At 74.6% G+C, this 14314-nt stretch carries 9 protein-coding genes and 2 tRNA genes; 6 read left to right on the plus strand and 5 right to left on the minus strand.

The genetic code is table 11. The features are described 5' to 3' along the window. Positions 1 to 383 precede the first annotated feature (383 nt). From ACIBIW_RS05420 to ACIBIW_RS05430, 3 genes are all read right to left on the minus strand, one after another. Positions 384 to 2171 (minus strand): hypothetical protein, encoded by a 1788-nt coding sequence (locus tag ACIBIW_RS05420; protein WP_399332214.1) that lies wholly within the window; start codon positions 2169 to 2171, stop codon positions 384 to 386. After that, complete coding sequence (locus ACIBIW_RS05425) at positions 2168 to 2848, minus strand: ATP-binding cassette domain-containing protein (protein ID WP_399332216.1); 681 nt, start codon at positions 2846 to 2848, stop codon at positions 2168 to 2170. The genes ACIBIW_RS05420 and ACIBIW_RS05425 overlap by 4 nt, the downstream gene beginning before the upstream one ends. A 155-nt stretch (positions 2849 to 3003) precedes the next feature. Then, a complete protein-coding gene (locus ACIBIW_RS05430; protein ID WP_399332218.1) occupies positions 3004 to 3885 on the minus strand; it encodes a bifunctional DNA primase/polymerase in 882 nt (293 codons plus the stop codon). Positions 3886 to 4241: 356 nt separating this feature from the next. On the opposite strand from ACIBIW_RS05430, the gene ACIBIW_RS05435 reads away from it, so the two are divergent. The 4 genes from ACIBIW_RS05435 (at position 4242) to ACIBIW_RS05450 (ending at position 8005) form a co-directional block, all read left to right on the plus strand. Continuing rightward, positions 4242 to 4553 carry a hypothetical protein gene (locus ACIBIW_RS05435; protein ID WP_399332220.1) on the plus strand — a complete coding sequence of 104 codons (312 nt, stop codon included), beginning with the start codon at positions 4242 to 4244 and terminating at the stop codon, positions 4551 to 4553. Positions 4554 to 4860: 307 nt separating this feature from the next. Continuing rightward, positions 4861 to 5004 carry a hypothetical protein gene (locus ACIBIW_RS05440; protein WP_399332222.1) on the plus strand — a complete coding sequence of 48 codons (144 nt, stop codon included), beginning with the start codon at positions 4861 to 4863 and terminating at the stop codon, positions 5002 to 5004. A gap of 220 nt (positions 5005 to 5224) precedes the next feature. Then, positions 5225 to 5863: a SigE family RNA polymerase sigma factor gene (locus ACIBIW_RS05445; RefSeq protein ID WP_399332919.1), complete on the plus strand. Its 639-nt coding sequence runs from the start codon at positions 5225 to 5227 to the stop codon at positions 5861 to 5863. A 486-nt stretch (positions 5864 to 6349) separates the two neighbouring features. Next, a complete protein-coding gene (locus ACIBIW_RS05450; RefSeq protein WP_399332224.1) occupies positions 6350 to 8005 on the plus strand; it encodes a long-chain fatty acid--CoA ligase in 1656 nt (551 codons plus the stop codon). A 318-nt stretch (positions 8006 to 8323) separates the two neighbouring features. Here ACIBIW_RS05450 and ACIBIW_RS05455 read toward each other — a convergent pair whose 3' ends face one another. Together ACIBIW_RS05455 and ACIBIW_RS05460 are read right to left on the minus strand one after the other, a co-directional pair. Beyond that, the gene (locus tag ACIBIW_RS05455) at positions 8324 to 12811 is read right to left on the minus strand and encodes a PAS domain-containing protein (RefSeq protein WP_399332226.1); all 4488 of its coding nucleotides are present in this window, start codon (positions 12809 to 12811) and stop codon (positions 8324 to 8326) included. A 387-nt stretch (positions 12812 to 13198) separates the two neighbouring features. Beyond that, complete coding sequence (locus ACIBIW_RS05460; RefSeq protein ID WP_399332228.1) at positions 13199 to 13735, minus strand: SSI family serine proteinase inhibitor; 537 nt, start codon at positions 13733 to 13735, stop codon at positions 13199 to 13201. A gap of 205 nt (positions 13736 to 13940) precedes the next feature. Here ACIBIW_RS05460 and ACIBIW_RS05465 point away from each other — a divergent pair. Together ACIBIW_RS05465 and ACIBIW_RS05470 are read left to right on the plus strand one after the other, a co-directional pair. After that, positions 13941 to 14031 (plus strand) — tRNA-Ser (locus ACIBIW_RS05465). A gap of 179 nt (positions 14032 to 14210) precedes the next feature. Further along, positions 14211 to 14283 (plus strand) — tRNA-Arg (locus ACIBIW_RS05470). The last annotated feature ends 31 nt before the right edge of the window (positions 14284 to 14314 follow it).

Raw genomic sequence — 14314 nt, forward strand, 5'->3', positions numbered from 1 at the left:
TGCTTCTGGACTGTCCGTGGTCGTCACGTCGACCTGGAACGAGGCGTGCTCGGACGGCTCGCGCCGCGACGAAGGTGCCATCCCTATCCGCTGGCGAGGCTGGGTGATCTAGGCGCTGGGACCGGCGCGCCTTTCAGTACGCCCTGGGAGTCGTCGACCGCGAGTGTGACCATGCGGCACGCGTCCGGTGTGTTGTGGGACGCGATGACCAGGTCGCGCGGCAGTGCCGTGTGGTGCCTGTCTGACCTGTGGTCGGCGGCCGACTGCCCGCTCCTCCGTATTGCGAATGATGAAGGTGGTCGGGTCGTCGAGTAGGGAGGGGTGGAACGGGGCCGCGTTGCCTGTCCCGTTGTCCCAGGCCAGTGACCAGTCGTGCCGCCGACTCACCTTCTCGTCAGGCCGCGTGCCGTGCGGCGTGCCCACCATGTTCCTGCGGCGGCCAACGCTGTTTGCCACAGCAGGTGTTGGACGTGCCACGTCTGGTCCTGTGCTGCCGCATTGCAGACCGGTAGCAGCAGGGTGATCGCCGCCAGGGGGCCGCGGCCGTACCAGATGGCGGTCTGCCATGGGCCGGTGTTGCCCATGGGGGTGTCCGCCCCGACGGTCAGATGGAGCGGCAGGGTGCCGCGGTACGAACTCACCAGTGCGGCGGCGACGAGTGCGGGTACGCAGCCGATGAGGGACGCCGTCGTGCCGGGCGGGGCGCCTGTCAGGGCGCAGCCGGCCGCCCTCGCCGCCGTAGTGGTCAGCAGCAGTGCCAGGGGAACCACCGCGTGCAGGAGGGCGAGGGTGCCGAAGCTCCACCTGAGGTTGGTGGAGCGGCGGATGTCGTCGGTGTCCAGGCGGGCCGGCTCGGTCAGTTGGGCGGCGGCCAGGTAGAGCGCCGTCAGGGAGCCGAGCACCGCGAGCAGCCGCGGTGTCTCCCGCAGGGAGGGCGCGCCGTACGCCGCGCCGAGTGCGAGCGCGAGCCAGCCGAGGGACCAGCCGAGCCTGCGGGGGTGGCGCAGCAGTGAGCTGAGGTCGCGCCAGGGCACCAGCAAGGCGGGGCTGCGGGGCATGGGCAGCCGTATGAGTGGTGTGGTGCGCCGCGCCCGCAGCGCGGGCACCCCCGATCTGGCCTGTCTGAGGTCGAGCATGAGGACGGAGGCGCCCACCCGCGCGGCGACGGTCGCCCGCAGCCGCAGCGCCGAGAGCGGAATCCGGGGCAGCTCCCGCGCGCTCAGCAGCAGGCCCCACACCGCGGCGCCGACGGCCAGCAGCGATCCGGCGGCGGCCCGGGGGCCCAGGGCGCCGAGTGCCCACAGCAGCGGTTGGGCGGCCCATCCCCAGGGGCCCGACCAGAGCAGCACCTGTGCGAACCAGTCGGTCCCCGACCCGCGCCACTTCCACTCGCGCCAGGTGAAGACGGTGGCGGTCGCCGCGGCCGCTGCCACGAGCCAGCCCGTGGCGAAGAGGGCGGCGGCGGGCCGTGCCAGGGCCGCCGCGTGGCGTTCGACCAGGGCGCCGAGCGCGCACGCCACCAGAGCGGCGCAGCCGCCCGACACCGCGCCCGCTGTGGTCAACAGGGGCCATGGCCGGGGTGAGATGCCCTGGAGCAGGAAGCCGGCGAGGGCGCCCACCGCAGCGCCGACCGCCGACCACAGGACGGCGGAGGCCCGCAGCCTCGGCAGCAGCAGGGAGCGCCGGCCGACCCTCGACGGCAGCAGCAGATGAACGGTGGGGCTGTCCAGGACCACCGGGCCTCGCCACATCGCGCCGCGGGCCGCGAGGAGCAGCGCGATGAACAGGACGGTGGGGAGGAGAAGTACGGCTACCTCGGTGGCTGCGGCCGACAGCGGGTCCGTCGTTCCATCGGAATGCGCGGTGTGTGCGGTGTGCGACCAGTGGACCAGTGCCGGTACGCCCCAGAACGCGCCGAGCAGGACGATCACGTAGAGGACGAACCAGTAACTGCGGCGGCGTTCCTCGCGTGCGGGGGCGCGGGCGCCGCGCAGGAACCGCAACGCCTCGTCGGGCGCGTCCCCGTCGTCGGCCGTGCTTCCGATATCGGTCGCGTTCCCGTCGCCGGAGCCGGAGCCGGAGCCGGAGCCGGAGCCGGAGGCAGGGGCGAGGGCGGTGGGCGGTGGCGTCCGCGTTCTCGCCGTCCTCGCGCCCGGCCTCATACGGCTCATCGGCCCTGCCCCGCTTCGGCCTCGGCCCCCGCTCCGAGGTCGACGACACGGTCGGCCGCCTCGTTCAGTACCCGGTGGTGGCTGGCCATCAGGACCGCCGTTCCGGCGTCGCGGTGGGTGGCGATCAGTTCCGCCAGCCGTCGCCTGGCGCCCTCGTCGAGGCGCTGTTCCGGCTCGTCGAGTACGAGAAGGTCGTGCGGTCTGACGAAGGCGACCGCAAGGAGCAGCGCCTGGCGCTGCCCCGAGGAGAGCGCCGACGGCAGGTGGTCGGCCCTGGCCGTGAGGCGGTGCGCCGCGAGCACCCGCTCGACCGCGTCCTCGGCGGCCGCGCCCATCCCGTGCGACAGCGTCACGAGCCGCAGGTGCTCGCGCACGGTGAGGTCCGGGTAGAACGCCCCGGCGTCCATGGCCGACGACACACGCGCGCGGACCTCGGGGGAGTCCTCGTCGAGGGGGCGGCCGTCGAAGAGTACGGACCCCTCGCCCGGGGTGTCACGGCCGACGGCGACACGCAGCAGGGTGCTCTTGCCCGAGCCGTTCTCGCCGATCAGGCAGACGCATTCGCCGGGGTGCAGACGGAGGTTCACGCCGTCGAGGACGACCTGGTCGCCGTAGGCGCGTACGACGTCCTTCAGCTCCAGCAGGGGCGGGACCCGGGTCCCGGGATGGCGGCTCACCCACCCATGGTGCTCCGGCCCGCTCACCTACGGGCTCCCGCCCCGGCCCCCAGGCAGCGGGCTTCCCCTCACCCCGCGCCCGAACTCCACCCCATCCGCGCCGAACTCCATCCCCCGAAGCGCCCCCACTCCACCCCCCGCAGGGACAGCCCTCCTCACCCGCCACTCAACCGCCACGCGGAAGCCAGCGTCGCGCGGGCCTCGTGTTCTGTGAGGCCCGTGTGCTGGGCGGCGGAGATCAGGGCGGGGCCCAGGAGGTCGCCTAGGCCGTTCTCGTACGCGCGGCACGCCGCCCAGAAGAGGCGGGTGTTGCGCTGGCCCTCCTCCGCCGCGAGCACGAACTGCACCAGGCCGCTGCCGTCCCGGTGGCCGTGCGCCGGGGCCGCGTGGCGGGGGACGCGCGGCGCAAGCAGCCGCAGCAGGCCGGGCGGGCAGGGCGCGGGCGGCAGCCGGTCCGTGCCGGGTACGACGCCGTACACGCCGCCCGAGGCCAGCGATCCTGGGCCGACCAGATAGCCGCCCGCGCCGCGGACGTCGACGCCGGGGGCGAGTCGGCCCGCGGAGTTCGGCACGGGGGTGTCAGCGGGACCGCTGAGCCACAGGTGCCGGCCGCCGCGCGGGGTCATGACCGTGACCGTCTCGCCGAGTTCGAACAGGTGCCGCAGCGCCAGCTCGCGCAGCACCGACGACTCGGCCCCCGCGGCCGTCGCGTCGTGCCCGGGGGCGTCGATGTCGATCCCGATCAGGTGGTACGGGGGCACGCCGCACGCGATGCCGTACCCGGTGGCCCTGGGTGCCGCGGAGAACAGGGCGCGCACCCGGCCCGGGTCGCTGCTGGCGTCGTACACCCCGTGCCCGAAGCGCCCGCACGCGCCTCGGCAGCGGATCGGGCGCGGGTCGTCGTGGTGGGGGGAGCGCAGGGCGGGGAGCTTGGCGCGGGACAGCGGGAAGACGGCGAGGCCGCGCTCGGCGGCCGCCAGGGCGTGGTCGAGCGCCCGCTGTGCCGGAGGGACGGCGTGCCGGTCGATGATGGCCATAGCTCTATTTTCGTACAAGCGTTCGATGAAGGGAAGGGGATTGTTCGTCGGGTGGTCGCGCGCGGGTCCGCGCAGGACCCCTGGCGAAACGCTTCACCTCTTGGGGCGCCTGGGCTGCGTGGGGTGTGCCTCTGGTGCGCCCCTGTCGTCTGTGTTGGGGAGGTTTATCGACTTGTCCTCACGCTTGCGAGGGAATGGCGGCTTCCGGGGTGGTTCGGCGGGGTTCGGTGGGCAATTCTGATCTCGCGACGTCGTGATCCACCCGAGGGGGTCGGCCAACTCCCTTGGAAACAGCCGTACTTCGGTACGCCGGTGTTGCCGCACCGGTGCGTACTTCCTGGTCCTGGAGGAAAGAAATGGCAAGCATCCGTACCGTCCGCGTATTCGCCGCCGTTGCCGCAGTCCCGCTCGCCGCCGCCCTCTTCTCGGGTGTCGCCGCCGCCGACAACGGCTCGATCGCGGACGACGGATCGAACGCGGGCTCCGCCTCTGTGGTCGGCAGCGGCGTCGGCGACGACAACCTCGGCAACTCCGCCACCACCCAGCAGCAGGCGACCGGCGACGGCGCGACGAACAGCAGCAACACCGCCCAGGTCAACCACTCGGCGTTCACCGACATCGACCAGTCCAACCGGAGCGTCTCGATCGACTTCTCCGACTGGTTCTGATCCCTGACGGGTTCTGAGAGGTGGTCCGGCCGGAAGGCGGGTCCTGGAGCCCGCGGGGGCCCGGCCGGACCGTCGTTCCCAGGGGTGGTGTGAGGGTCTGCGCGGCGGTGCTCGGGGCACCGCCGCGCAGTCATGTCACCGTCCGCACGCGGCGCGCCGCCGTACCGCCCGCGCCCCCGGAGAACCCGCGCGCCCCCACCGCGAAGCCCATGCCTCCACCCTCCGCGACGGCTGTCTCTCCACCCTCCGCGGGGCGTATGCCTCCACCCTCCGCAAAGCCCGTCCCTCCACCCTCCGCGGAGCGCTTGTGTCCACCCTCAGCGGCGCACGCGCGGCCGTCTCCCACGAGGTCGCGAGACCCGCCCCCACCTGGGCCGCCGTCACCGTCACGGTCACGGCGCGGCACCGGCCGCAGACCCTCAGGGACGACCCCCAAGGGTCGCGCTCATGACCTCCACCCTGGGGAGGTGGGGTATTCCCCTCTCGTACAACCTGAGGCGGAGGCGGCTTCGGGACCTCCGGCCGATCCGCCGGGGACGCCCTCTTCATAGCGTTGAGCCATGACCGTTCTTGTGGGGCCCATCCGCACCTCCAAGACCGCGGAGCAGGCCCCCGCGGTCACCGCCACAGCCACCGCGGTCGCGGCGGCCACCGTACGGCGCGACCGGGCCGTGCGCCCCGCGCGCGACGCGCACCCGGGGCCGGACGCCCGTATCGCCCGCGTCCCCCGCCGAGCCCACCCGCCGAACGAGAGCTGGCAGGGCCGCGCCCCCACCGCCGACCCCACGGCCGCCCGCCGCACCTACCCCTCGTTCGCCTCCTACGTCCGCGCCCGCGGCCCCGTCCTGCTGCGTACCGCCAGATCCCTGACCTCCAACCCGAGCGACGCCGAGGACCTGCTCCAGACCGCGCTCACCAAGACCTACGTCGCCTGGGACCGCATCCAGGACCACCGCGCGCTCGACGGCTATGTGCGCCGCGCCCTCGTCAACACCCGTACCTCGCAGTGGCGCAAGCGGAAGGTCGACGAGTTCGCCTGCGAGGAGGTCCCCGAGCCCGACAGCGCGCCCACCGGCGACCCCGCCGACGGCCAGGTCCTGCGCGACGCCATGTGGCGCGCGGTGCTCAAGCTTCCCGCGCGGCAGCGGGCCATGGTCGTCCTCAGGTACTACGAGGACCTGAGCGAGGCCCAGACGGCCGAGGTGCTCGGGGTCTCCATCGGCACCGTCAAGAGCGCGGTCTCCCGCGCGCTCGGCAAGCTCCGTGAGGACCCCGAACTCGGCGACTCCGAACTCGGCGACCCCGCCTGACGGCGGACACCACGCCTCCTCCCGGACGCCGTGCGGACGGCCCCGCGCCGCTCCCGTCCCGGGCCCCCACGCCGTGCCCGTTCCCGGCTCGCGCCGCCCTCCTCCCGGCGGCCGTGCCCCCTTCGCCCCCGGTGGCCGTGCGCGGAGGGCGACCACTACTCGGCGGCCCCGAGCAGGGCGCGCCGGTCCCCGGCCCGCCGGGCCGCCGATCCCCCGGCCCGGCGGGCCGTCAGGGGAGCGCGGGCAGACGGAGCGGGGAGATGGAGCGCGGAGGTGGAGCGCGAGACCCCCGCGGGCCGCGCGATGCTGGCGTGCACTCCGGATCTCACGCGGGTGCGCGCTCCGGCGCCACGCGCGTACGCGCCCCTGGCCCGCGCTGATCGATCATCCTCCGTAGTGACATACCGGCCGGTATGCGCGCAGAATTCTGCGTGACTCCATGACGCGTGACGTACGCGCGAGCGCACACCGACCGGGAGGAACGCCGTGCAGAGCACGATGCAGGACGTACCGCTGACCGTGGCCCGCATCCTGGAGCACGGGGCGGGTGTCCATGCCGACGCCCGCATCACCACCTGGACCGACGAGGGCCCACGGCGCCAGACCTTCGCCGCGACCGGGGCGCGCGCCGCCCAGCTCGCGCACGCCCTGCGCGACGGCCTCGGCATCCGCGGCGACGACCGGATCGCCACCTTCATGTGGAACAACTCCCAGCATGTGGAGGCGTACTTCGGGGTGCCCGCCATGGGCGCGGTGCTGCACACCCTCAATCTGCGGCTGCCCGCCGACCAGCTCGTCTGGATCATGCGGCACGCGGCCGACCGCGTGGTGATCGTCAACGGCTCGCTGCTGCCCCTCCTCGTCCCGCTGCTGCCGAAGCTGCCCACCGTCGAGCACCTGGTCGTCGCGGGGCCGCCCGCCGACACCGCCGTACTCGACGACGTGCCCGACCGGATCGGGGTGCACGACTACGAGGAGCTGCTGCGGGAGCGGCCTACGCGCTTCGACTGGCCGGCGCTCGACGAGCGGGACGGCGCGCTGCTCTGCTACACCTCGGGCACGACGGGCGACCCCAAGGGGGTCGTCTTCTCGCACCGCTCCATCTACCTGCACTCGATGCAGGCGTGCATGACCGAGTCGATGGCCCTGTCCGACGCGGACACCAGCCTGGTCGTGGTGCCCCAGTTCCACGTGAACGCCTGGGGGCTGCCGCACGCGTCGTTCATGGCCGGTTTCGGGCTGCTGATGCCGGACCGCTTCCTCCAGCCCGCGCCGCTCGCCGCGATGATCGAGTCCGAGCGCCCCACGCACGCCGCCGCGGTCCCCTCCATCTGGCACGGCCTCATCGGGGAACTGGCCGCGCACCCCCGTGACATCGCGGGCCTGAAGCACGTCACCATCGGCGGCTCCGCCTGCCCGCCCGCGCTGATGACCGCCTTCGACGAGCTGGGCGTACGGCTCTGCCACGCCTGGGGCATGACGGAGACGTCGCCGCTCGGCACCGTCGCCAGGCCGCCCGCGCACGCCCTCGGCACCGACGAGGAGTTCGCCTACCGCGTCACCCAGGGCCGCTTCCCTGCCGGGATGCAGGCCAGGCTGACCGGTCCCGCGGGCGAACGGCTCCCGTGGGACGGTGAGTCGGCGGGCGAGCTGGAGGTACGGGGGCCGTGGGTGGCGGCCTCGTACTACGGCGGCGCGGACGGCGAACCGCTGCGCCCCGAGGACAAGTTCAGCGAGGACGGCTGGCTGAAGACCGGGGACGTCGGCACCATCAGCCCCGAGGGCTTCCTGACACTGACCGACCGCGCCAAGGACGTCATCAAGTCGGGCGGCGAGTGGATCTCCTCCGTCGAGCTGGAGAACGCGCTGATGGCCCACCCGGGGGTGAAGGAGGCCGCCGTCGTCGCCGTGCCCGACGAGAAGTGGGGGGAACGGCCGCTGGCCACCGTCGTACTCGCCGAGGACGCCGCCCCCGACTTCGGGGAGCTGCGCGCCTTCCTCGCAGGCAAGGTCGCCAAATGGCAGATCCCCGAACACTGGGCGATCACGGCCGAGGTGCCGAAGACAAGCGTGGGCAAGTTCGACAAGAAGACCATCCGCAGGCGGTACGCGGACGGGGCGCTGGATGTGACGACGCTCTGAGGGCGCGGCGCGGCGCGGCGCGGCTCAGCTCGGCGCGGCGCGGCGCGGCTCAGCTCGGCGCGGCGCGGCGCGGCGCCGGTAACCATGTGGTGCGGCCGGTAGCCATGCGAGGTGGCCGGTGGCCATGCGAAGCGGAGCAGTTGACCGTGCGGCCCGGGTGCCACGTGGCGCCGGGGGACGGGAGCAAGCCTGTTCCGTTTTGTCCCACGCGATCCCACGTCATCCCCCGCGTGGGACGGAATTCGTCCCATGGGACGCGGGGCCGCCACCGTGGGACGCGGGCCGCGCCGTGGGATATCGGGCGGGGCGCCGCTCCGGTCAGTTGGTGCCGATCTTCGCCAGCAGGTCCACGATCCGTCCCTGCACCTCCGTGCTGGTGGAGCGCTCCGCGAGGAACAGCACCGTCTCGCCCGCCGCGAGCCGCGGCAGCTCCGACTGGTCGACAGCGGCGGTGTAGACGACGAGCGGTGTGCGGTTCAACTGGCCGCCCGCGCGGAGCCAGTCCACGATCCCGGCCCGCCTGCGACGTACCTGCATCAGGTCCATCACGACCAGGTTCGGGCGCATCTGCCCGGCGAGCGTGACCGCGTCGGCGTCGGTCGCCGCGCGCGCGACCTGCATCCCGCGCCGTTCGAGCGACGCGGTCAGCGCGAGCGCGATCTCCGGGTGCTCCTCGATGAGCAGGACGCGCGGCGGGTGCTGCTCGCTGTCGCGCGGCGCGAGCGCCTTCAGCAGGACGGCGGGGTCGGCGCCGTACGCCGCGTCGCGGGTGGCCTGCCCGAGCCCGGCCGTGACGAGTACGGGCACCTCGGCGGCGACCGCGGCCTGCCGCAGCGACTGGAGGGCGGTCCTGGTGATGGGCCCGGTCAGCGGGTCCACGAAGAGCGCCGCGGGGAAGGCCGCGATCTGCGCGTCGACCTCCTCGCGCGAGTGCACGATGACCGGCCGGTAGCCGCGGTCGCTGAGCGCCTGCTGGGTGTTGACGTCGGGCGCGGGCCACACCAGCAGCCTGCGCGGGTTGTCCAGCGGCTCGGGCGGCAGCTCGTCGTCCATCGGCTGCGGCTGGGGCTGGTTGGAGACCTCGACCGCGCCGCCGGGGCCGTCCAGCGGCTCGGGGCCCTCGTCGGCGTCCTCGTCCGGCGCGCCGATCGCGTACGAGCGCCCGCCGCCCTCGGACGCCGAGGACGCGAGCCTGGAGCCGGGAAGCGGCGGCGGGGGCGTGTGCTGCTGCGGCGCCTGCCCGCCCTGCCTGGGGGCGCCTCCCGCGCGCGGGGGCTGCCCGGGGCGCGGGTCCTGCTGCTCCTCGCCCGGCTCCGTACGGGTGCCGAGCTTGCGGCGGCGCGCGGCGGGCTGCCCGCCCGGCGGCGTACGCCCCGGCGGCGCGGGCACCCCCGACGGCGGGGTGCCGCCCTGCTGCGCCGGTTCTGGCGAGCCCAGCGGGCGCGGCTGGCGCCCGGGGCGAGGGGCGCCGGGCGCGGGGTGCGGGGGCGTGCCCGTCGGGCGGCCGAAGGGCACGCCCTGGCCGAGGGTGCGCACGCTGAAGCCGCGGCTCTGCGTGCTGTTCGGGTCGTCGTCGGCCGGGGGCTCCTGCGGCGCACCGCCCGCCCGAGGCCGCGGAGCGCCGCCCGCGCGTGTGGGGCGCTCCATGGGGAGCGGGCCCGCCGCGGTGCCCGCGGCCGGGGTGTCCTCGGGCGGCGCGGGCCAGGGCCCGGGCGCGGGCCCCGGCAGCGCGAACGGCGCCTGGGGCTCAGGCGCCTCGGACGCGGACGCGCGGCGCGGATCGCGTCCCGGGCGCCGCCTCGGGTCGACGACGCCGCGTCCCACACCGGACCCTTCTCCCCGCCCGGCCCCGTGGGACGGCCCATGGGATGCTCCCCCGGCCTGGGGCACGGGTGCCACGCCCTCGGGCCCCTGCCCGCCCGGCCCGGCGTTCCGCGCGCGGCCCGGCTCGTGGTGCGGCGAAGTGGCCCCCGGGGCGCGGTCCTCGTACGGGTCGTCCTCGTAGGGATCGCCCTCGTAGGGGTCGGCCGGATCGGCGCCGTACGGGCCGTCCATGAAGTCCCCGGCACCTGCTGCGTTCGCGGTGTTCTCGGTGTGCTCGGCGTTTTCGGCGTCCGGATCGCCCGTGCCGTTCTCGGCCTCGAACGGCCCGTTCCTGGGGTCGTACGGCACGCGCGGGTGGCTCTGCGGCTCCGGCCTCTGCTGTGGGGGCCGGGCGCGGCGGCGGCCGGTGGACCCGGACACGGGGTGCGGCTGGGGCGGCGTGTGGTCGTCTGCGGGCGCGCGCAGCGCGGTGGCGTGCTGCCCGTTCTCCTGGCCCTGCTGCTGGCCCCGGTCGGCCTCCGCGGGCGGCAGCGCGAACATCGGCCGGGGCCCGGCGCCCTCGGGCGCCGCGGCGAGCGCGCGGCGTGCGCGCCGGCCGCCGGGGGCCGAGGCGCCCCTGGGGTCGACGACCTGCGGTTCCTCGGGGCGCTGCGGCTGCGCGGGGGCGGCGTGCGTGACGCCGTGGGTGGTGGTCACGGCCGCGGGCGCGCCCTGCGCGCTGCGCGCGGGCGGCACCGCCGCGATGCCGCCGGGCGGGATGGGGGCGCCGGGCAACTGGGGCGCGCGCGGGCCGACCCCGGCGGCCGGAACCGGTTCGCCGGGCGGCTCCTGCCCCGCGGGCGGCGCCGCGTCGGCCGCGGCCGCGGGCAGCGCGTGCCGGTGCTGGCGCGGTACGGAGCCCTGCTGGGCGGCGGTCTCTTCGGGCTCGGCGGCGCCCTGCTCCTGGCCGCGGCGCGCACGGCGCCCTGCGGGCGCGGGCGCCGCGGGCGGCAGCGCCGCCTGCTCCCCGGTGTCATGCCCCCCGCCCCTGCGGCGGCGGCCCGTACCGCCCGCGGTGCCGGTGTCCGCGGAGCCCGCCGGGGCCTCCTGCGGCGGTTCGGGGCGGCGGGCGCGCCGCCGTCCTGTCGGGGGGCCGTCGGGCGCGGGCGCGCCGCCGGGCCCCTCCCGCGCGGGCTCGCCCTCGCCCGACCCGCTGTCCAGGAACGCGTCGACCGACGACCGCCTGGCCCTGCGGCGCCCCGCGCGCGAGGTGTCCTCGGCGGGCGGCGCGGGCTCGTCGGCGGGGTCCTGGACCTGGTCGCCGTAGCCGGTGAAGGCGCCCGCGCCCCCGCCGACCGGCACTTCGAGCACGAACGCGGTGCCGCCGATGCCCGGCACCTCATGGGTCTGGAGGACACCGCCGTGGGCGCGCACGATGCCGCGCACGATGGGCTCGTGCACCGGGTCGCCGCCCGGGTAGGGGCCGCGCACCTCGATACGGACGACGTTGCCGCGCTGGGCCGCCGCCACGACGATCGTGGAGTCCATGTAGCCGCCCGAGCCGACGGGCGCGTTGCCGGTGGCGTCCACGCCCGCCACGTCGGCGATGAGGTGGGCGAGCGCGGTGGCGAGCCGCTCCGGGTCCACATCGGCCTCGATGGGCGGCGTGTGCACGGCGAACTGGGCGCGGCCAGGGCCGATCAGCTCGACGGCGCCGTCCACCCCCGCCGCGACGACCTGGTCGAGCAGCACGGTGCGCTTGGCGACCTGCTCGTCGCCCGCGTCGAGGCGCTGGTAGCCGAGGACGTTCGAGACGAGCGTGGTGATACGGGAGTAGCCCGCGGCCAGATGGTGCAGCACCTGGTTGGCCTCGGGCCAGAGCTGGCCCGCGTCGTCGGCGGCGAGCGCGGACAGCTCCCTGCGCAGCTCGGTGAGGGGTCCGCCGAGCGAGTCGCCGAGGACGGCGAGGAGCTGGTCGTGGCGGGCGGCAAGGGCCTCGTAGCGGTCGTTGCCGCGCTCGGCGAGCGCCGCGTACCGGTCCTTCTCGGCGGCCAGCTCCTCCTCGTGGCGCTCGGCGGAGTGGTCGAGTTCTGCCGCGTACTGCTCCTGGAGGCGGGCCAGCTCGTCGGCGTGCCGCTCGCGCTGCGCGGCCAGTTCCTCCGTGTGCCGCTCGGCCTCCTCCGCCTTCTGCTCGGCGAGCGTGTCGTACGGGCGCCGGTCGGTGAATGTCAGCACGGCGCCGACGAGTTGGTCGCCGTCGCGTACGGGGGCGGTCGTGAGGTCGACGGGGACCTTGTCGCCCTTCTTGGACCACAGCACCTGGCCGCGGACCCGGTGTTTGCGGCCCGACCTGAGCGTGTCGGCGAGCGGGGACTCGTGGTACGGGAACGGTTCGCCGTCCGCGCGTGAGTGCAGGACGAGCGGGTGGAGTTCCTGGCCGCCGAGTTCGCCCGCGCGGTAGCCGAGGATCTGCGCGACGGCCGGGTTCACGAGGACGACGCGGCCCTCGGTGTCGGTGCCCACGACGCCCTCGGCCGCGGCCCGCAGGATCATCTCGGTCTGGCGCTGGGAGCGGGCGAGTTCGGCCTCGGTGTCGACGGTGCCCGACAGGTCGCGCACGACCAGCATCAGCAGTTCGTCGGACGCGTATCCGTGACCGTCGTACGCCTGCTGGCCGTTCTCCAGATTCGCGCTCGTGACCTCGACAGGGAACTCGCTGCCGTCGGTACGGCGCGCCATCATGCGGCGCGGCTTGGTGCGGCCGCGCAGGTCCGTGGTGTCGGGGCGGCGCATCGAACCGGGGATGAGCCGGGAGTCGAACTCCGGCACCAGGTCGAGCAGGCCGCGCCCCACCAGGGCGGTGCCCGGGGCCTCGAAGGTCTCCAGGGCGATGGTGTTCGCGTTGACGACGGTGCCGTTCGCGTTGACCAGCACCAGCGCGTCGGGCAGTGCGTCGAGTATGGCTGCGAGGCGAGCAGCGCCTCGGGATGGCCTGCTGCTCACGACGACGCTTCCTCCCTGTTACCGCATCCGGCCGATCGTCCCGGCCATCTTGCCCCGCTGCCCGCGACGTGTCACGCGAGGGAGTCTACGGGCAGCGGTTGCGCTCGCGACGCCGGATGAGAACGAGTTCACCCCCCGGGGGACGGCCACGCGTCGTCACGGTACGTGTCCATTTGACGGCATGCCTGGTCATGAGCGCGACGCGGCGCGGGGGCGCGGGTGCCGCGAAGGGGAAACGGCTGGAAATGCCCCGTGGTGGTCACGGCTCACGAGGGGCGTGAAGGGGGGCGTGAAGCGAACACGCGCGCGCCGCCTGAGCGGTGGCGCGCGCGTCCACCGCGGAGTGGCGCCCCGGCCGGGGCCTGGTGGGCCGGCCGGGGCGGCGGGTCAGGCCGTGGGCGCCAGTTCGGGGAGGATCGGTACGGCGGCGTTCCAGCGGGCGATCTCGCAGCCGTCCGCGCGGGAGAAGCGGGAGTCCACGGAGCGGCCCCGCCACATGCCGGTGATGTGGGCGGTGGCCGGGCCGCCGTACTGCATGGTGCACAGGGCGCGCTTGGAGGTGGGCGCGAAGGGGTTGTCGCCCCCGGCGGAGAAGCTGCCGAGCCGCTCGCAGGCTTCACGCGCGCGTGGGTGGTCGCCGCTGTACGTCGTCCCTCCTTCTGCGTTGCACCGCAGTTCAAACGTTCCGTTCTGGCCTTCTCCCGCGTTGCTGACCTCAATGGTGAGGCGGTCGCCGGCGGCGAGGGCGGGCGGCGATGAGGGCGTTCCGCCGGGCGTGGCGGCCGGCAAGGTGGACACGGAGGGTGACGGTGCGGTGACGGCACCGTCGGGCGCGGCGGCGTGGGCGGCGCCGGCTCCGGCGCCCACCATGAGTGCCGAGGCGGCGGCGGAGGCGAGGGCGAGAAGGACGGTACGAGGCGGCATGACGGCTCCTGTGCATGCGGTCGGACGCTCCGCCGCCCACGGGCCGGGGCGGCGCACCGTGTCCAACGCCGCGGGCGCCCGTACGTTGCGCGCCCGGATAGGGCTTTGCCCCGTGCCGGTACCGCCTAGTATCGTAAGCGCCGATTGGTGACGCCCGGCCTGGCTGTGTCATCATCTGCACGCACCGCGCTCGCGCGGGCGAGCTGGAGGCGTCGCCTAGTCCGGTCTATGGCGCCGCACTGCTAATGCGGTTTGGGTCTTAAAGCCCATCGAGGGTTCAAATCCCTCCGCCTCCGCACCCCCGAAGCCCCGTGCCACTGCCGCCCGGGGCTTCGGCCGTTCCCGGCCCCCGGGGGCATCTGTGCAGGTCAGCACGGTGAGGCCAAATGGATTTCACCAGACGGCACGGGTCATGTAATGTTGTTCCCGCAAGCCGATCAGGGCCCAAAACCCCGATCATCACAAGAAAACACAAGCACTCGTAGCTTAACGGATAGAGCATCTGACTACGGATCAGAAGGTTGCAGGTTCGAATCCTGCCGAGTGCGCACAGGTAAGAGGCCCCCGGAGATGATCCGG

The sequence above is a fragment of the Streptomyces sp. NPDC050560 genome (assembly GCF_044457285.1).
GTDB lineage: Bacteria > Actinomycetota > Actinomycetes > Streptomycetales > Streptomycetaceae > Streptomyces.